Source organism: Leyella stercorea (assembly GCF_021531655.1).
The window spans coordinates 195413-213701 of record NZ_JADYUF010000001.1; the positions used below are offsets into that span (position 1 = coordinate 195413).

General features: G+C 47.2%; 12 protein-coding genes. 7 read left to right on the forward strand and 5 right to left on the reverse strand.

The features are described from left to right. Positions 1–5 precede the first annotated feature (5 nt). The gene (gene yihA / locus I6E49_RS00805) at positions 6–614 is read right to left on the reverse strand and encodes a ribosome biogenesis GTP-binding protein YihA/YsxC (RefSeq protein WP_235399830.1); all 609 of its coding nucleotides are present in this window, start codon (positions 612–614) and stop codon (positions 6–8) included. 201 nt (positions 615–815) lie between these two features. Here yihA and I6E49_RS00810 point away from each other — a divergent pair, with 201 nt between their 5' ends. The 7 genes from I6E49_RS00810 to I6E49_RS00840 all read left to right on the forward strand — a co-directional run bounded on the left by I6E49_RS00810 (position 816) and on the right by I6E49_RS00840 (position 12204). Then, on the forward strand, positions 816–4367 hold the full coding sequence (locus I6E49_RS00810) for a sensor histidine kinase (RefSeq protein ID WP_235399829.1): 3552 nt from the start codon (positions 816–818) through the stop codon (positions 4365–4367). Between the two features lie 224 nt (positions 4368–4591). Then, complete coding sequence (locus I6E49_RS00815) at positions 4592–5503, forward strand: serine O-acetyltransferase (protein WP_235399828.1); 912 nt, start codon at positions 4592–4594, stop codon at positions 5501–5503. Positions 5504–5561: 58 nt separating this feature from the next. Next, complete coding sequence (locus tag I6E49_RS00820) at positions 5562–7082, forward strand: THUMP domain-containing protein (protein ID WP_235399827.1); 1521 nt, start codon at positions 5562–5564, stop codon at positions 7080–7082. Next, complete coding sequence (locus I6E49_RS00825) at positions 7072–9294, forward strand: S9 family peptidase (RefSeq protein ID WP_235399826.1); 2223 nt, start codon at positions 7072–7074, stop codon at positions 9292–9294. Before I6E49_RS00820 ends, I6E49_RS00825 begins: the two co-directional genes overlap by 11 nt. Positions 9295–9435: 141 nt before the next feature. Then, positions 9436–10704 (forward strand): phosphoribosylamine--glycine ligase, encoded by a 1269-nt coding sequence (gene purD, locus I6E49_RS00830; RefSeq protein ID WP_235399825.1) that lies wholly within the window; start codon positions 9436–9438, stop codon positions 10702–10704. 130 nt (positions 10705–10834) lie between these two features. Continuing rightward, positions 10835–11767: a hypothetical protein gene (locus I6E49_RS00835; protein WP_235399824.1), complete on the forward strand. Its 933-nt coding sequence runs from the start codon at positions 10835–10837 to the stop codon at positions 11765–11767. Beyond that, positions 11752–12204 (forward strand): YqaA family protein, encoded by a 453-nt coding sequence (locus I6E49_RS00840; RefSeq protein WP_235399823.1) that lies wholly within the window; start codon positions 11752–11754, stop codon positions 12202–12204. Before I6E49_RS00835 ends, I6E49_RS00840 begins: the two co-directional genes overlap by 16 nt. Before the next feature lie 11 nt (positions 12205–12215). On the opposite strand, the gene I6E49_RS00845 is transcribed toward I6E49_RS00840, so the two are convergent. The 4 genes from I6E49_RS00845 to I6E49_RS00860 all read right to left on the reverse strand — a co-directional run bounded on the left by I6E49_RS00845 (position 12216) and on the right by I6E49_RS00860 (position 18119). Then, entirely contained in the window at positions 12216–13208 is a 993-nt protein-coding gene (locus tag I6E49_RS00845; RefSeq protein WP_235399822.1) for a zinc ribbon domain-containing protein, read from the reverse strand. A gap of 43 nt (positions 13209–13251) precedes the next feature. Further along, positions 13252–15201, reverse strand: a complete 1950-nt coding sequence (locus I6E49_RS00850; RefSeq protein WP_235399821.1) for a peptidase U32 family protein — start codon at positions 15199–15201, stop codon at positions 13252–13254. Positions 15202–15305: 104 nt separating this feature from the next. Further along, positions 15306–16223, reverse strand: coding sequence for a homoserine O-acetyltransferase MetA (gene metA, locus I6E49_RS00855; protein WP_235399820.1), 918 nt, complete (start codon positions 16221–16223; stop codon positions 15306–15308). A gap of 60 nt (positions 16224–16283) precedes the next feature. Further along, complete coding sequence (locus I6E49_RS00860; protein WP_235399819.1) at positions 16284–18119, reverse strand: SLC13 family permease; 1836 nt, start codon at positions 18117–18119, stop codon at positions 16284–16286. Positions 18120–18289: the final 170 nt, after the last annotated feature.

An 18289-nucleotide genomic window follows, 5' to 3' on the forward strand; every position in this document is an offset into this window, starting at 1 on the left:
TTCAGTTATTCTCCCTCCTTAAGTGATTTCAGAATATCCTCGATGTAAGTAAGCACCTCGTCACGTCCGGTCTTCTTCTCCGAACTTGTAATGAAATAAGGTGGCAGTTCTTCCCATTGCTCTTTGAGTGAGTTCATCCATTTGGCGGCATTCTGCTTGGCCTTGACCGGTCCGAGTTTGTCGGCCTTGGTGAAGATTATGGCAAATGGCACAGAGCTTTCGCCCAGCCAGTTGATGAAATCGGTGTCAATCTTCATCGGGTCGTGGCGTATGTCTATGAGCACAAATGTATTGATAAGCTGTTCACGCTGAAGGATATACGACGTTATCATTTGGTCGAGTTTCTTCTGCACAGTCTTCGAGCGCTTGGCAAATCCGTAGCCAGGAAGGTCTACAAGATACCAGTCGTTGTTGATTACGAAATGATTGATGAGCAGCGTCTTGCCTGGGGTGGCCGAAGTCTTGGCAAGTCCCTTGTGATTGCAGAGCATATTGATAAGGCTCGACTTGCCAACGTTGGAACGGCCGATGAAGGCGAATTCGGGCTTTGTGTCCTTAGGACATTGGCTTACTGTAGCTGCTGATATTGTAAATTCCGATTTCTTTATATCCATAATAATAATGTCTTTATTGTGTTCTATCGTGCAAAATTAATAAAAAAAGCCCAATTTCCGTGGCGTACATATTGGAAACCGTATTTTTTATGTATTCAGACAATGTCATTTCCGATTTTTATAGTTAAATTTGCATTAACTGACCATGGTCAAGAACACTTGTTTATAACAACTTACGCTTCTCTTTAACAACTAACACAGATGCAGATAATACCCTACAAACATATTCATAATCTTCTGATGATATTGCCATTTGCAATAATTGTCTTGCTGGCTGTGGCTTGCTACGACACAAGCAATCGTGCTGAGGTAGACAGGCTGAACGATATTTCGTACAGCTATCACTACAGAAATCTTGACTCTACACAAGTGTACGCCAAACGCGCATTCGAACACTCGCATAATTATGGCGACGGACGTGCAGAGGCGATGAACAATCTGGCGTTTGTAGAGATAGCCCGTATGAAATACGCCAAGGCGTTCAAGATTCTTACAAGCATTCCCGAACAGACTGACAATCAGATAGAACAGCTCGTATGTGACGTTCAGCTTATGCGCCTTTGCCAGCGCAGGTCGGAAAACAAGAATTTCTATCATTATCTGCAGCATGCACAAGGTTGTCTGAAGCGTTTGAACGAGGACGAAGAGTTGCTTGACGAGCGCCAGCGTGCCCGACTTGTCTATGCCCGTAGCGAGTATGCCATAGTCTATTCGGCTTATCTTTATTACTTGGGGCAGCTGCGCCTGTCTACCGAAGCCTTGATGGCGATAGATGCAGGTGGCGAAGTGGTGAGAGATACTGCCCAGCTGCTGGCTTATTATTACAATGTTGGCTCTGGGGGAATACTTTCGGGCAAGACTCATGAGCGAGTGGTACAAGCCGAATTCGACAATCTTATGAGGTGCTATCTGTTGTCGCGACAGTATCGGTACCAGTACTGGGAGGCCAATTCCTTGCAGGCCATTAGCGAACATCTGCAGAATGACGACGACCGACAGCGCTTGACAGCCGACAATATGCAGGAAATCGACTTTATAAATGTCGACCAAATGCCAGACAGTCTGCTGTCTGGCAATCTGGCACAACGGGCGTTGTCGCTTTTCGAGGCTTATGGCGACGTGTATCAGACGGCTGGAGCATGGCGTACGCTTTCTATGTCCTATCGTAATATAGGCGACTACAACTCGGCTTATGCCTGTCTAACCAACGCTCTGGAGAAGGACACGGCAATAAATGCCGCCCCCGACCTTGTGGCCTCCATACGCGAACAAATGTCGATAGTGTGCTCGGCCATGGGCGACAAGCCCCGTAGCGACTACAATCGCAACATATATCTTGACCTTCAGGAACGCACCCGACAGGACCGCCAGCTTGAGGCACGAGCCGAGCAGTTATCGGTCTCGTTACGCCAGCTCGACTTTATGATTGTGGCTGTGATGGTGCTGATAGCCATCATCATAGGACTGCTGTCGTATTTTGGTTACCAGCGTCACAAGCAACGCAGAATGGTGTCTACCGACCGTTTGCTGGCACCTTTGGACGAATGGAAGCAGAAGTGTGAGGCTAAGTATGAGGAGAAACAGGAGGAAATAGAAGAGATAGAAGACGAGACGAATGTCAAGAAAAGCCAGAAAGAACACTATGGCGAGATAAGCGTGGAGCAACGCACCAAGATATTGATTGCATCGAGCGTAATCCCGCTTATCAATCGGTTGACTCGTGAGTTTGACGTATTGACGGCAGGCAAATGTACTCCTGAGTCACGCAACGAACATCTCGCTTATGCAGGCCAACTGGTCGACTCTATCGCCGAGTGCAACCAGCAACTTACAAAGTGGATACGCCTGAAGCAAGGCGGACTGCAGCTTAACATAAAGAGTTTCATGCTAAAGGATATATTCGACGTAATCAGACGAAACGCATCCGACTATAAGCGCCATGGAATAACTCTCCATGTCGAGGATAACGATACGGTAGTGAAAGCCGACCCCGTGCTTACTTTGTTCATGGTGAATACCATTGCCGAAAATGCACGTCGCTACACTCCACAAGGCGGCGAGGTGAAGGTTTCGGCAGAAGAAACTGACGACTATGTGGAAATATCAATAGCCGACAACGGTAGCGGAATGGCAAAGGAACAGTTGGATGGTCTGTTCACCCGAAAAATCATAAAGGACTCAAGCAACGTAAAGGCGGAAGGCGGACATGGATTCGGACTAATCAACTGCAAAGGCATCATCGACAAGTATCGCAAAACCAGCTCTATATTCAGCGTATGCTCTATTTCGGCAGAGAGCGAAGCAGGGAAGGGTAGCCGCTTCTTCTTCCGTCTGCCCAAAGGCATACATCGTGTATTGACTATTGTCGCAATGCTTGTGTATCAATGCGTTACAATTGCTGCTTCAACCGGACATTTGACTAATGTCACAGCGATGGAAGCCAAAGCCAGAGCTTATGCCGATAGCGCCTACAACTGCAACATCAATGGGCAGTATGAGCGTACTATTATATTTGCCGACAGCTGCATCTGCCTGCTCAACAAACTGTATCCCGAACGCATCCCGAACGCATCCCGAAGAAACAGACTGATGACGCTCAACGGCGATTACCCTGCCATCGCAGCCGAACTGCAATGGTTTCGCGATAGTGTGAAAGCCGATTACGGTACTATTCTCGACGTTCGTAATGAGACGGCTGTGGCTGCTTTGGCTCTGCGCAACTGGAGCCTTTATTCGTACAACAACGCCGTTTACATCCAGCTGTTCCGCGATTGTAGTGCCGACAATACAATCGCAACGTACGTGAGAACTATGCAGCAGGCAGAAAGCAACCGAAGTGTGGCTATGATAATGCTCATAGTAATGTTTGTGAGCATATTCCCCGCTTACTATCTGCTCTATTACCGTCATCGTGTGTATTATCGGCTCTGCATAGGCAAGATTGCTGATATAAACCGAGTGCTGCTCGACGATACAATGCCGTCAGAGGAGAAACTAAATCGTATTGACGCGCTGTGGCCTGAAAGTACTGAAACAAAGCTATCGAAACGCATGGCCGACCGTCGGCCCAAGGAGTTGCATGACGTAGTGAAAGCCATACGTAACAGCGTGTCGTCTGACTTGAATCGCGAGAAAGAAATGCAAGTGCAATTGGAAATCGTAAGGGACCAGTTGCGCCGTCAGACCATGGAGTGCGACCGTTTGTACGTTTCAAATAGCGTGGTAGACAACTGCCTGTCGTCGCTGAAGCACGAGACGATGTATTATCCGTCAAGAATCAGACAGGTGCTCGACAACGGCGAATTGACAGCCGAAGGGATTGTCTCCCTGCGCGAACTTGCCCTCTACTATCGTATGCTCTACATGGCCCTTATCAATCAGACCGTACACACACAGTATCGCATAGGTTCGGCGGACGAAATTCTGACGATGATGAATTATATGTTTGCCATAATCAAGCGTAAAAATGGCGGCGTTGCCCCCGGCTGTGCCGTCTCATCCTATGGCAATTCCTATGCTATACTGACCATGACATTGGACAAGTGCGCCACAAGACCAGACAGCCATAAACTATTCACACCATATACCGACGATTTCGACTATCTCGTATGTTGCCAGATTATGCGTGACATAGGCGACTTTACAGGTATGCGTGGAAGCGGAATACAGGCTTATTATGATGCCGGCGCCAAACTCGTGATAAGGATGTTCGTTCCGCAAACAATATTGGAGAAAGTCAAAATGACGAAATGACAAAATGTCACATTCTGGTCTTATCACCCGTAATATCGGACGAACGCCTTTTTTTATTCTCTCACGAGGAAAAAATATCCTATTCGGCAGGGGATTATTGTGGCTCATTACTTCAAATTTAGAGTGAGCTCAATAAAAAACGGGAAAATGGCTGTCGATGTGGATTTTTATTGCTAATTTTGTAACCATAATTTCTATAATAAAAATTATACTCAAATCAACTGATGGTTAACAAGAACTTGACACAATTTTTGGCTTCGATGGTAGAATGTCTTGCGTCTCCCGACTCTTGCAAGGGGATGTTTCATTCACATAAAGACAATTGTCCGTTGCCTTCGGGAGCCATTCTTGAGGAAATCGTATCCTTGTCGAGAGCGATATTGTTTCCTGGATATTATGGAAATTCGTGTGTCAATGCCGACACGCTTCCCTTTCATATCGGTGTTTCCATAGAGCGTCTGTACCAGCTTCTGAAAGAACAGATTCTGGCAGGACTATGTTTTCTGGATACCGATTCGGATATTCCCACAGACAGTCTTAAAGAACATGCCAAGGAGGTTGCAACAGAGATGATCAGACGCTTGCCAACCATACGCGAAATACTGAGCACAGATGTTGTAGCTGCATATAATGGCGACCCCGCGGCCTGCAATACAGGCGAAGTAATAGCTTGTTATCCCATCATCAAGGCTCTTGCAAACTATCGTATCGCCCACGAACTTTTCATATTGGGCGTGCCGCTGATTCCGCGCATGCTGACAGAAATGGCACATTCGGAAACCGGCATCGACATCCATCCACAAGCATCTATAGGCAAATACTTCACAATCGACCATGGTACGGGCGTAGTGATAGGCGCAACATGTGTCATCGGCAACAATGTGAAGATATACCAGGGTGTAACGCTTGGAGCCAAGAGCTTCCCGCTTGACAGCAATGGCAATCCGATAAAGGGAATACCACGCCATCCTATCATCGGCAACGATGTAATAATATACGCCAATGCCACAATATTGGGACGCGTCACCATAGGCGACGGCTGTATAATAGGGGCAAATATGTGGGTGACCGAAGATGTCAAACCCAATCATATTGTAGCCAATGGCAGACAACCCAATGAAAACCAAACTAAATGACAAGCAAAAACTGATAAATAACAATTGTAAGAAACAATAAAATATTATCGAGATAAAAATGAATGAATTTGAACTTATTGCCAAGACATTTATGGGGCTTGAGCCCGTCCTGGCAAAAGAACTCACCCAATTGGGTGCCAACAATGTGGAAATAGGCCGTCGAATGGTTTCGTTTACCGGCGACAAGGAGATGATGTATCGTGCCAATTTCCAACTTCACACAGCCATACGTATTCTTAAGCCTATCGCCAAGTTTAAGGCAGCTTCGGCTGATGATGTGTATGAAGAAATCAAGAAGATAGACTGGAGCCAGTACATCGAGAAAGGAAAGACGTTCTCGGTTGACTCTGTAGTATACTCTGAGGAGTTCCGTAACTCGCGTTTCGTCACATATAAGGTGAAGGACGCTATAGTCGACCAGTTCCGTGAGAAGACAGGCACCCGTCCTAATATCTCAGTAAGCAATCCCGACATCCGTCTCAACATCCATATTGCCGAGACTGCTGCCACATTATCGCTCGATTCAAGTGGCGAATCGCTTCATCGTCGTGGCTATCGCCAGGAGTCGGTAGAGGCTCCGCTCAATGAGGTTCTTGCTGCTGGTATGATTCTTATGACCGGATGGCAAGGCGAGACCGACTTCATCGACCCAATGTGTGGCTCAGGTACACTTGCCATAGAGGCTGCCCTTATTGCCCACAACATGAGTCCGGGCGTGTTCCGCAAGGAATTTGCATTCGAGAAGTGGCCCGATTATGATGCTGAACTTTTCGACACCATCTACAACGACGACTCTCAGGAACGTGAGTTCACACACCATATTTACGGATACGACATCGATATGAAGGCTGTCAATACAGCCCGCTTGAATGTGCGTGCCGCCGGTCTTACCAACGACATTACTATCGACTGCGCCGACTTCAAGGATTTCACAAAACCCGCAGAGAAGAGCATCATCGTGGTCAATCCTCCGTACGGCGAGCGTATCTCTACACCCAACCTGCTCAACACCTACAAGATGATTGGCGAGCGACTGAAGCATGCCTTTATGGGTAATGAGGCTTGGGTGCTTAGCTATCGCCAGGAGTGCTTCGAGGCTATAGGATTGAAGCCTTCTATCAAGATTCCCGTTTACAACGGATCGTTGGAGTGCGAGTTCCGCAAGTATAGCATCTTCGACGGCACCATGAAGGATTTCCGTCAGGAAGGCGGCATCGTAAAGACCGAAGAGGAAAAGCGACAGATGGCCGAAAAGCATCGTTTCAAGAAGAACCGTGAGTTCAAGAAGCGTCTTGATGAGGACGAGGAGAATGCAGAAGCCGACATCCGCTCGTTCAAGTTCCGCTCAATGGAGCGCCGCAAGGACAATGACGACCGTCGTGGCGGTGGCAAGCGTTTCGACCGTGAAGACGACAAGTCGTTCGGCAAACGTGGAGGCAAGTCATTTGGACGCAGTCGCGACGATGACAGAGCCTTCGGACGTGGACGCGATGGCGAAAAGTCGTTTGGCAAAGGATTTAAGAGCGACCGTAAGGGTGGCAAAGGTTTCAATAAAAAAAGATTTGATAATGAAGATTAAGTATCTGTCAACATTGTTATTCGGGCTGTTTGCCTCCTTGACTGTGAGTGCTCAGCAGCAGAAGGAGTTTACACTTGAAGACCTGAACTTCGGTGGCAAGAACTTCCACAACATGGTGCCCAAGAACCGCTATTGTACATGGTGGGGCGACCAGCTTGTGCGTCAGGACGCTTCCGAATGTTACCTGGTAGACAAATCGACCGGCAAGGAGACTAAGCTGTTCTCGGTAAATGAAATCAACCAATGGATTTCTAACACCAAGGACATCAAGGTGCGTTCGCTCTACAATGGCCAGTTCCCCAATGCCGACCGCCCGGAAGTTGTGTTGGGCAATGGCAGCAAGATTTATGTTGTCGACTTCAAGAAGCACAGCCTTGTAAGCAGCCATGAGATAGGCGAGGACGACAATGTTCTCGAAATGAACTATAAGAGCGGGGCTATGGCTGTCCTTCGTGACAACAACCTCTTCATGCGTCTTGGCACAAAGGAGTGGCAGCTGTCTAAGGACGGTTCACGTGAGATTGTTTACGGACAGAGCGTTCACCGTGATGAGTTCGGCATTCACAAAGGCACTTACTTCAGCAACAGCGGTACCAAACTGGCTTTCTACCGCATGGATCAGTCGATGGTGACTGATTATCCGCAGGTAGACATTCCCGAGATTGATTATTTCAAGCATCCCGAGACACAGACTTGCTGTGCCAAAGCCGCTCCCGATAAGTATCCTATGACGGGTGAGACCTCGCACAAGGTTACTGTAGGCGTATTCGACACTAAGACTGGCAATACCGTGTATCTTAAGGCAGGCGACCCTACCGACCGTTATTTTACTAACATCGCATGGAGTCCCGACGACAAGACAATATATATGTTCGAACTCAACCGCGACCAGAACGACTGCCGTCTTGTAAGCTATGATGCTACTACCGGCGAGAAGACAGGCGAACTCTATCGCGAGACCGACGAGAAGTATGTCGAACCTCAACATCCTATCATGTTCTTGCCGTGGGACAACACCAAGTTCCTTATGCAGAGCCAGAAGGATGGCTACAATCATCTCTATCTCTGCACACTCGGCAAGCACGGCAGCCGTATGGCTCACAATACTGAGTCGCTCGAAATCAAGCAGCTCACTTCAGGCAAGTGGGTTGTACTTGAGGTGCTGGGCTTCAACGCCAAGCGCAAGAGTGTTGTCATAGCATCTAACGAGCTTAGCCCGATACAGCGCAACATCTTTGTCGTAGACACTCGCAACGGCAAGCGTACTCTTATGGACGAGGGCGGCAAGGGATGGCACACAGCCACACTTAGCACAAGCGGAAAGTACATATTCGACCGTTACACAACACCTACTGTTCCTCGTAACATTGCCATTGTCAATACAGAAAACGGCAAGCGTCTGAGCTATTTCAAGGCTGAAGATCCATGGAAGGGATACAACGTGCCTGAATACAGCTGTGGTACTGTGAAGGCAGCCGACGGTCAGACCGACCTCTACTGGCGTATGGTTAAGCCTACTAACTTCGACCCAAACAAGAAGTATCCTACTATTATATATGTATATGGTGGCCCTCATGCTCATAATGTTGATGCAAGCTATCATTACGGTTCACGTGGCTGGGAGACTTATATGGCAAGCAAGGGCTATCTGCTCTTTATCCTTGACAACCGAGGATCGGAAAACCGTGGCAAGGAGTTTGAGCAGGCTACATTCCGTCAGCTTGGTCAGGAAGAGATGAAGGACCAGATGAAGGGTGTAGAATATCTTAAGAGTCTTCCTTATGTAGACGCCGATCGTATCGGTGTACACGGCTGGAGCTTTGGCGGATTCATGACCATCTCACTTATGACCAACTATCCTGATGTGTTCAAGGTAGGCGTAGCCGGTGGTCCGGTTATCGACTGGCACTGGTATGAGGTGATGTACGGCGAGCGCTATATGGACACTCCGCAGACCAATCCTGAAGGCTATAAGAAGACCTCGTTGCTCTATAAGGCCAAAGACCTCAAAGGCCGTCTGCAGATTATTACCGGCTACAACGATGTAACAGTTGTGCCACAGCATTGCCTTACTTTCCTCAAGGCTTGTATCGCAGCTGGCACACAACCCGACTTCTTCGTTTATCCGGGCGAGCCGCACAACATGCGCGGACATCAGAGCACGCATCTGCACGAGCGTATCAGTCAGTATTTCTTCGACTTCTTGAAGTAAATATCTAATGTTTAGTGTTTAATGTTTTAATTGTTGAGAGTTTAATATTAATCTAACAATCGACATTAGACACTAAACATTTTATATTGTAAGTCGGCACCCCAATTAAACATTAATAATAAATAATTAAACATTATAGAGATGAAAATTCTTTTGTTGGGAAGCGGCGGCCGTGAGCACGCCCTTGCATGGAAGATAGTACAGAGCGACAAGTGTGAGAAGCTGTTCATAGCTCCTGGCAATGCCGGAACGGCTGCTGTAGGAGAGAATGTGGCTATCAAAGCTGATGATTTTGAGGCTCTTAAGCAATTCTGTGTCGAGAATAATATTGACATGGTTGTTGTTGGCCCGGAAGATCCGTTGGTAAAGGGAGTATATGATAATTTCCGCGACGACGAGCGTACCAAAAACATTCCCGTAATAGGCCCTTCTAAGGCAGGTGCTGTACTTGAGGGAAGCAAGGATTTTGCCAAGCGCTTTATGAAGCGTCACAACATCCCCACAGCCAAGTATGAAACTTTCGACGGTACTACACTCGAAGAGGGACTCAAGTTCTTGGAAACACTCAAGGCTCCTTATGTACTCAAGGCCGATGGACTGTGCGCCGGTAAGGGTGTACTTATCGTACCTACTCTTGAGGAGGCAAAGAAGGAACTCAAGGACATGCTTGGCGGTATGTTCGGCAATGCTTCAGCACGTGTAGTCATCGAGGAATTCCTTAGCGGTATTGAGTGCTCGGTATTCGTTCTTACCGATGGCAAGAACTACAAGATTCTTCCAGAGGCAAAGGACTACAAGCGTATTGGCGAGCACGATACGGGATTGAATACCGGAGGTATGGGTAGCGTTACGCCAGTTCCTTTTGCCGATGAGGCATGGATGAAGAAGGTTGACGAGCGCATCATTCGTCCTACCGTTGAAGGCTTGGCTGAGGAAGGTATCGACTATAAGGGCTTTATCTTCTTCGGACTCATCAATGTTGAGGGCGAGCCGATGGTCATCGAGTACAACTGCCGAATGGGCGACCCGGAGACCGAGAGCGTAATGCTGCGCCTTAAGAGTGATATTGTTGACCTCTTTGAGGGTGTTGCCGCTGGCGACCTTGACAAGCGTTCTATTGAATTCGACCCACGTGCTGCTGTCTGCGTAATGCTTGTTAGCGGTGGTTATCCTGAAGCTTATCAGAAAGGCTACGTGATTAATGGTCTTGAAAAGATAGAAGGTTCTGTGGTATTCCATTCGGGCACAGCCATGAAGGATGGCAACGTAGTGACCAATGGTGGACGTGTTATTGCCGTTAGTTCATATGGTAAGGATAAGGACGAGGCTCTTGCCAAGTCGTTTGCCGAGGCTCAGAAGATAGAGTACGAAGGCAAGTACTTCCGTCGTGATATAGGTCAGGACCTGTAAAGAATATTTTTCAGCCTCGCCCCATGCCCTTCTTCCTTGCGATGAAGAGTGCAAAGTGTCAATAATAATGACATGGGGTGGGGCTTTTTTATTTATTATAAACGAGCTATTTTATATAGTATAATAAGGAATGAGAAGAAAGAGATTTCAGAATCGTGTTGCCGAGAGCCGCATCTCGCTGCCAGCAACGGGCGTGTATGCTTTTATCGTATGTTTGTTGGGCGGATTGCTGGGTGAGCATATGTGGATACAATTTGCTCTGCTCGTCGTTTCTGCATTTTTAATGATGGAGCTCAACAACTCCAATGCCTTGATACGCATCTACAGTCGTATGGTGTCGTGTTCATTCATAGTATTGGCTGTAATGGCTTACTTTCTGTTTGTTGACATTAAGTGTGGCATTGTACAGACGTGCTTCATTGCTTTCTATCTGTTTCTTTTCACTACCTACCAGAGTCGTGCCTCGGTAGGCAGGGTGTTCTATGCTTTTGCCATGCTTGGCATTGCCAGCATCTACTATGTACAGATATTGTTTTTTATACCTGTAATATGGGTTTTGATGGCAACGAACATCATGAATGGTTGCGCACGTGTCTATGTAGCGTCTTTGTTGGGTTTGTTGCTTCCGTATTGGTTTGCAACTGGCTATTATGCCTTTTCCGACCAGATTTCTCTGATAGGCGATCATTTTACAGCACTTCTTGACTTTGATTCACAGTCGGTATGGCTTGACATCCCTCTGGTGCAAATTGTTACCATAGTATTCATTGCTCTTTTAGCCGTAGTCGGAATGATCAATTTCCGTCTCAACAACTATCGTGACAAGATACGTACACGTATGCTGTTCGACTTCTTTTCGGTGATGATAATATTCACTATGATATTCATGATTCTTCAGCCTACCAACATGCACTTCCTCCTTGCTATGCTTATTGTGAGTGCTTCACCCCTTATAGGTCATTTCATATCGCTTACCAATTCGCTGATTACAAATCTCATTTTCTGTTTTATGCTTGTGGCTACACTTGCCCTTACTGTTTGTAATGTATGGATACAGTTCTGAGTTTTCTGATAGATTGGGGCTATTGGGGTATGCTTGCTGCCGCATTTCTTGCGGGCAGCTTCTTTCCTTTCAGCAGCGAGGCTGTGATGCTGGCTTTACAGGCAGCAGGCTTGAATCCCGTATGGCTCGTTGTCTATGGTACTATAGGCAACATCTTGGGTTCGGTATTTAATTATTGTGTAGGTAGAATGGGCAATCTTGCATGGATTGAGCGTTATCTGCACGTCAGCCCTGAGAGTATCGAAAAGGCTGAGCGGTTTATGGCAGGTCGAGGTGCATGGATGGGATTCTTTGCCTTTCTGCCATTGCTTGGAAGTGCCATAACGATAGCACTCGGATTGATGCGTGCCAATGTAGTCATCTCACTCATCAGCATTAGCTTAGGCAAATTCCTGCGTTATGCCGTTCTTGTTTTTGGTGCGTCACTATTTATTTAGCCTCTCATCTATTAGGAGTTTATAGCTCCGCAATTGTCGCATACACCCTTATGTCGAAGTCTTGCTCCGCAGTTGCCACAGACATAAGGGTAATAATTGTTCTTGGCATATCGTCGTATGCCAATTGCCATATAAGCTACGAGCAATACGTATCCTATATAATATAGTGTGCTCACGCTGAATATGATATAGTTAGCAGCACATACAGCACCAAGACCGCACATATATAATGTGGCGTGGGCGAATGGCAACTTGTGATAGACATCATCTATTGTTGCTATTGCCATCACTATCATTGCCCATACCGAAGCTATGAAAATGGCGAGTATCGGAGGCAAGGAGAAAGGATTGAGCGATGGGTGGAAATAGAAATGGCGCCACACATCGGGTGCAAACAGTTGTATACTTGAATAGAACGTGGCTGCCATTGCCACGGTCAACGCGAGCAAAGTGGGATAGAACGAGTTTATGTCGTTGAAATGTACTGCCTTTACGTGTTTCTGCTTGATGCTATACGTCAGATAGCTTATGGCAATTACGCTTATAATGATAAGAAACACGAGCAGGTGCTTGTCGGAGAATGTAGATATGAATTGAGATATCGGATCGTCCGGCACAACAGAGGGCATTAGCCGGCTCTCGTGTATCCATCCGAATGTATATTGATCGCGCGCCAGTTGTATCCATACAGAGTCCGCAGGATCATCCTTAAGCAATCGTATGTCGACAACTACCAGATGGTCGCCTTTTTTTACGAGGAAAGAGTCGGTGTGCAGTCCGTTGAGTTTCTCCTCTGGCTGCTGGCGTAGCAACGACAAAGTATCGCTCTTCACCACGAAGTTATAGTTCTGAGCGTAATGATGAGTACTATAGAACGAACTGTCTGCATAGTCCATAGTATTGGTTGTTGTGTACGCATCGTGATGCCTTGTCTTTGTGTGGTAGCACCCAGACAAGGTCATCAGTCCGACAATCATTGCTATAATCAATCTGGTTCTCGTCATTTCTTTGCTTTTTTATTTCTCGTCTCTTTCTTCTGCAAAAAAGTTAGTCTGTAGCGTAAATTTCCATCTGGCATTTTGCGCAATTGAATGTCAGGCGTACCTGTCTGCCGTCCGTCGATTCAAGGAAAAGAGGTTCTTTCCATGTAGGTTGCTTGCCACCTCGTTTTACGCAGAAACCCATGGCGTAGCGCAGACAGTAGCGGCATGTCATGAGTGGAGTGTTGGCACGTGGCGTACCGTAAGTCTTTGCGCCAGAACGTGCTCCGTCAGTCAATTCAAATGCTGCAGCCGCGTGCTTCACACCGTGTTCTTCGTAGAAGGCTTCGGCTCGGTGGTTGGACACATTGGCTGCATCAATCTTTTCGGCTTCTAAATAACGCTTGTGACCAGCATTATTATCGTTGATGCCGTAGGCAGTCTGTTTCTGTCGGCCTTTATTCTCGTCCGTATCAATAGGCTGTTCTTCAATCTGAGCCAGCACCTCACGTCGCATCGTAGCAAGCTTGCTTGACGGGATGAAGAATCCTGCCACGCCACCCATCAATCTTATATTGCCAGGGCGGAACATTGTGTTGCCCAGTTTCTCGAGCTGGCGTATGATGTTGTCGGTTTGTGGCTTCTGGGCATCTTGCAGCGGTTCGTCGAGTGGGGTGAAAGCCTTGCGTCCTGTCTCGTCTACTGCTTCGAGTACAATCTTGCCACAATCAACGCTTATTGTCATATCGAGCGCCAGTTTACGCTCGGCAGTCTTGCTCTGCATAGCCCGTTCAAACACCATATCGTTGTTGCGGTAGAGAGCCATACCTGCCTTTAATTCTTCAGGCATTGAGAGCGGAAAGAGACGGTTGTTCTCTACACGGTTCACACGGAAACCATGCAACTTGCGGTCGGGTGTGAAGAAACACAGGCCGTCACCATTGGCAAACATTGCCGTACCGGCAACGTTGAACGAGCCACGTCTTATTTCCTTTACGTAGCCTACGTATTCGCCCATTGCCTTCGGAGTATCAAACGAAGAAATGTCGTCGCGTCGGCCATCGAGAAAGTAGTGAGTAAAACCTCGATTGAAGGTCTTGTCCAGATTAGGTATGAATGTATATTCAGCCTTGCCCCAGGAACTGCGACGGTACTTTTCTGGATTTGCCTCTATTATCTCGTTGAGTTGCTGGCTGTAGGCTGCTACCACGTTTTTCACATAAGCAGCATCCTTCAGTCGGCCTTCTATCTTCAGCGATGTTGCTCCTGCTTTGACGATTTCTTCCAGACGGTCAAGTTGCATCATGTCCTTAAGCGATAGCAGATGGCTTGCACGGCGTATGGTTTCTCCTCGGCTGTCCTTAAGGTCGAAAGCTAGACGGCAGAACTGCGCACATTCGCCACGGTTGGCGCTACGTCCGAAGCAATGGTGTGAGGCGTAGCATGCTCCCGAATAGCTCACGCACAAGGCACCATGCACAAACACTTCAAGCTCGGTCTGTGGTACAGCTTTATGTACTTCGCGTATTTCATCAAGCGACAGTTCACGAGCCAGCACTACACGACTGAACCCTACGCTTGTGAGCCATGCAGCCTTCTCGGCAGTTCTATTGTCGGTCTGTGTGCTTGCATGCAGTTCGGGCATATGCAGTCCTTTCATTTCCGGTTCTGAGGCTATCTCGCTCATCATCTCCACCACAGCCATATCCTGTACAAGAATAGCGTCAACACCTGCCTTTACGATATGCCGCAACAGCTGTTTGGCATTTGGCAGTTCGTGCTCGTAGACGATGGTGTTGACTGTCACGTACACACGTGCTCCGAACTTGTGGGCATATCTGGCAAGTTCGGCAATGTCATCTATACTATTGCCTGCAGCTTGTCGTGCTCCGAATTCATTGGCTCCTATGTACACGGCATCTGCCCCATGATCAATGGCGATAATGCCTTGCTCAAGATTCTTGGCAGGGGCAAGAAGTTCAATTGGACGAGGGAGAGAGTTGTTGTTTTGATTCATAAAGTATGGTAAAAAGCCCTGTCCACAGTCCCTACCATGTAGAGAGGGGAGTAGTAGCAGGGCTATTGTTTTTGCCTTATAATGTAAGACTTGATTATTATGTTTTATTCAATCTCCTCAATATTATACGGAGTTTCCTGATATATATAATAGTTAATCCAGTTGCTGAACAGCAGATTGGCGTGAGCCCTCCATGTCACATGTGGTTTCTGGCTCGGGTCGTCGCCGATGTAGTAGTTTTTAGGCATTTCCACATCGTCGCGTTTGCCCATATCTCTTCTGTACTCGCTATCGAGAGTATAGGGTGAGTATTCCATGTGTCCAGTGACGAATATCTGTCGTCCGCCACGTGCCATTACCATGCTAACGCCACTCTCGGGCGATTCTGCTATGATGTTAAGTTCAGGGTGCTTCACTATGTCTTCGCGTCGTACCTCTGTGTGGCGGCTGTGTGGCATATTGAAAGAGTCGTCGAATCCGCGGAACAACGGAATTTGCGGAGTAAGTGGAAATTGGCGGAACACGCCGAACTTCTTCTTAGGCAGTTGATGTTTGGGGACGCCATAATGATAGTAAAGTCCTGCTTGTGCAGCCCAACAAATGTACATAGTACTTGTAACGTGCGTGTCTGCCCACTCGAAAACCCGCGTTATTTCGTCCCAATAGCCCACGTCTTCAAATTCCAGATGCTCTATAGGCGCACCTGTGATAATCATTCCGTCAAACTTCTCATTCTTGAGTACATCGAAGTCTTTGTAGAACAACATCATGTGTTCTATAGGAGTGTTTTTCGATGTGTGGCTCTTCAGCTTCATAAAGTATATCTCCATCTGCAGCGGAGTGTTTGAAAGCAAACGCACGAGATCGGTCTCGGTCGTTATCTTCAGCGGCATGAGATTGAGTATTACAATGCGAAGCGGTCGAATATCCTGACTCGTGGCCCGCGAATTGTCCATCACGAATATGTTCTCCTGCTTGAGGAGTTCGATAGCGGGGAGTTTATCTGGTAATCTTAATGGCATATATTATTGTATTTTATATCGTCGTGCAAAGTTACGCAATTATTTGCACTTCATTTTGATTTAGAACGGGAAAATCAGCGGCAACACTACTATCATCACCAGTCCCATGATGATTTGCAGCGGCAGTCCCACCTTGATGTAGTCCATAAACGAGTAGCCGCCAGCCTGCATAACGAGTGCATTGGGTGGTGTAGAGAACGGCGATGCAAAGCACATACTCGCTCCTAATGTTACGGCAAAGAGTAAGGGATAGGGACTGACGCCTATTGCTGCTGCCGAGGTAAGGGCTATGGGAGACATGAGAACAGCAGTAGCAGTATTACTGATGAACATTGTCAAAAGCGATGTGGTGAAGTAGACACCGGCGAGTAGGGCATAAGGGCTTGCCTGTCCGAGGTTGTCGGCCAGCAGACTTGCAACCATTGCCGATGCTCCCGTCTTTTCCAGAGCCACCGACATTGGCAACATGGCAGCGATGAGCACTATACTCTCCCAATTTATCGTTTTATAGGCTGCCTCTACCGAGCGTATACAACCAGTAATGACCATCAGCAGACCAGCCACCATAACAGCTGTGACAGGTGCTACAGGGATGAAGTCGAACACCATAGTCATTATCATAAGCAGCATTATGGCAGCTGCAAGTGGAGCCTTGTAGTCGAGAGTCACGCGAGAAGCCTCCTCCAATGGCTGTCCCATCACCACTATGCCGTCGGCGACGTCGGCTATACGCGAGATGTTCTTCCATTTGCCTTGTATGAGAATTATGTCACCTTGACGGAATCTCATGTCTGCAAGTCCTTCGGTGATATAGTTTTCACCACGACGCACGCCAAGAGCATTTACGTTATACAATCGGCGTAAACCGGTCTCCTTCAGTGTCTTTCCGCACAAACGGGAGTTGTGCATAAGTACTATTTCTGCAATACCAATATCATAGAAAGCAAGTTCCTCGCTTGTCTTGCCGAGTTTCATATCGACAGCAAATCTCATAGCTTGTTCGGGGTCGCCACTTACGTATACTATGTCGCCTTCAGCAAGCTTGGTGTCAGGACCTGCAAGGCGTTGCTCAACTTCCTTCATCAAAGGGGAATGGGGCTGTTTGATGCGACGTACTTCAAGTATTGTAAGACCGTATCGATGGTGTATGTCAAGTTCTGCAAGTGTCTTGTTGTTGGCTATCGATAGTTTTCCCACAGTAAATACCGACAGATTGTCTTTCAGGTTATATTCTTCCATAAGGTCATCAAGCGACTTGGCGCGTTTCTTGCCAGCTTCGTCCTCTTGACGATGCTTACCACCATTGAGAAACCGCTTGCTCAAGGGTAGCAGTACTACAATACCTACTATGATGCACACAATGCCTACAGGTAAAAAACTGAAGAACTTCAGTGGCTCAAAACCGTTCTCGGTCAGAGTTTCCTGAATAACAAGGTTGGGTGGGGTACCTATGAGTGTGAGCATACCGCCCATACTGCTGGCAAAGGCAAGTGGCATAAGCAGACGGCTGGCGCGCATCTTGGCTTTTTGTGCCAGACTAACCACTATAGGCATCATAAGGGCTACGGTTCCGGTATTGCTTACGAAAGCACCAATCACGGCTGTCACTACCATCAACAGTAGAAACAGGCAGAGTTCGTTGTCGCCAGCCAATGTCATCAACTTACCTGAAGCTTTCTTGGCGAGTCCGGTCTGTACGATGCCGCCTCCTACAACAAACAGTCCCACCATCATTATCACCACCGAGTTGGAGAATCCCGATAGGGCTTCCTGCGGAGTGAGTATTCCGGTGAGCAGTAGGGCGACGAGGGCGCACAATGCGACGAGGTCGGAACGAACTTTGCCCATGGCGAAGAACACAGCCGAAAGAACTAAGATAATAATGGTTGTTGTCATGTGATCTTTTGTATCTTTTCTTTTTGTTTACAAAGATAACGCAAATCGAAGAAAACACAAAAAAGAAAGCGTTTTTTATTATCCCATTCTAAAGTAATAAGTAACTGTTCAAAATTAATTTTACAAATATGAATAATTCACGAATAAGTTCGTACCCACAGACGCCAAGG

What these genes read in the sequence shown, in the direction of transcription:
- I6E49_RS00860 (WP_235399819.1), bottom strand. Translation starts at nt 18,119, where the DNA reads ATGACAACAACCATTATTATCTTAGTTCTTTCGGCTGTGTTCTTCGCC.
- I6E49_RS00810 (WP_235399829.1), top strand. Translation starts at nt 816, where the DNA reads ATGCAGATAATACCCTACAAACATATTCATAATCTTCTGATGATATTG.
- I6E49_RS00835 (WP_235399824.1), top strand. Translation starts at nt 10,835, where the DNA reads ATGAGAAGAAAGAGATTTCAGAATCGTGTTGCCGAGAGCCGCATCTCG.
- metA (WP_235399820.1), bottom strand. Translation starts at nt 16,223, where the DNA reads ATGCCATTAAGATTACCAGATAAACTCCCCGCTATCGAACTCCTCAAG.
- I6E49_RS00840 (WP_235399823.1), top strand. Translation starts at nt 11,752, where the DNA reads ATGGATACAGTTCTGAGTTTTCTGATAGATTGGGGCTATTGGGGTATG.
- I6E49_RS00825 (WP_235399826.1), top strand. Translation starts at nt 7,072, where the DNA reads ATGAAGATTAAGTATCTGTCAACATTGTTATTCGGGCTGTTTGCCTCC.
- I6E49_RS00850 (WP_235399821.1), bottom strand. Translation starts at nt 15,201, where the DNA reads ATGAATCAAAACAACAACTCTCTCCCTCGTCCAATTGAACTTCTTGCC.
- I6E49_RS00815 (WP_235399828.1), top strand. Translation starts at nt 4,592, where the DNA reads ATGGTTAACAAGAACTTGACACAATTTTTGGCTTCGATGGTAGAATGT.
- I6E49_RS00845 (WP_235399822.1), bottom strand. Translation starts at nt 13,208, where the DNA reads ATGACGAGAACCAGATTGATTATAGCAATGATTGTCGGACTGATGACC.
- purD (WP_235399825.1), top strand. Translation starts at nt 9,436, where the DNA reads ATGAAAATTCTTTTGTTGGGAAGCGGCGGCCGTGAGCACGCCCTTGCA.
- yihA (WP_235399830.1), bottom strand. Translation starts at nt 614, where the DNA reads ATGGATATAAAGAAATCGGAATTTACAATATCAGCAGCTACAGTAAGC.
- I6E49_RS00820 (WP_235399827.1), top strand. Translation starts at nt 5,562, where the DNA reads ATGAATGAATTTGAACTTATTGCCAAGACATTTATGGGGCTTGAGCCC.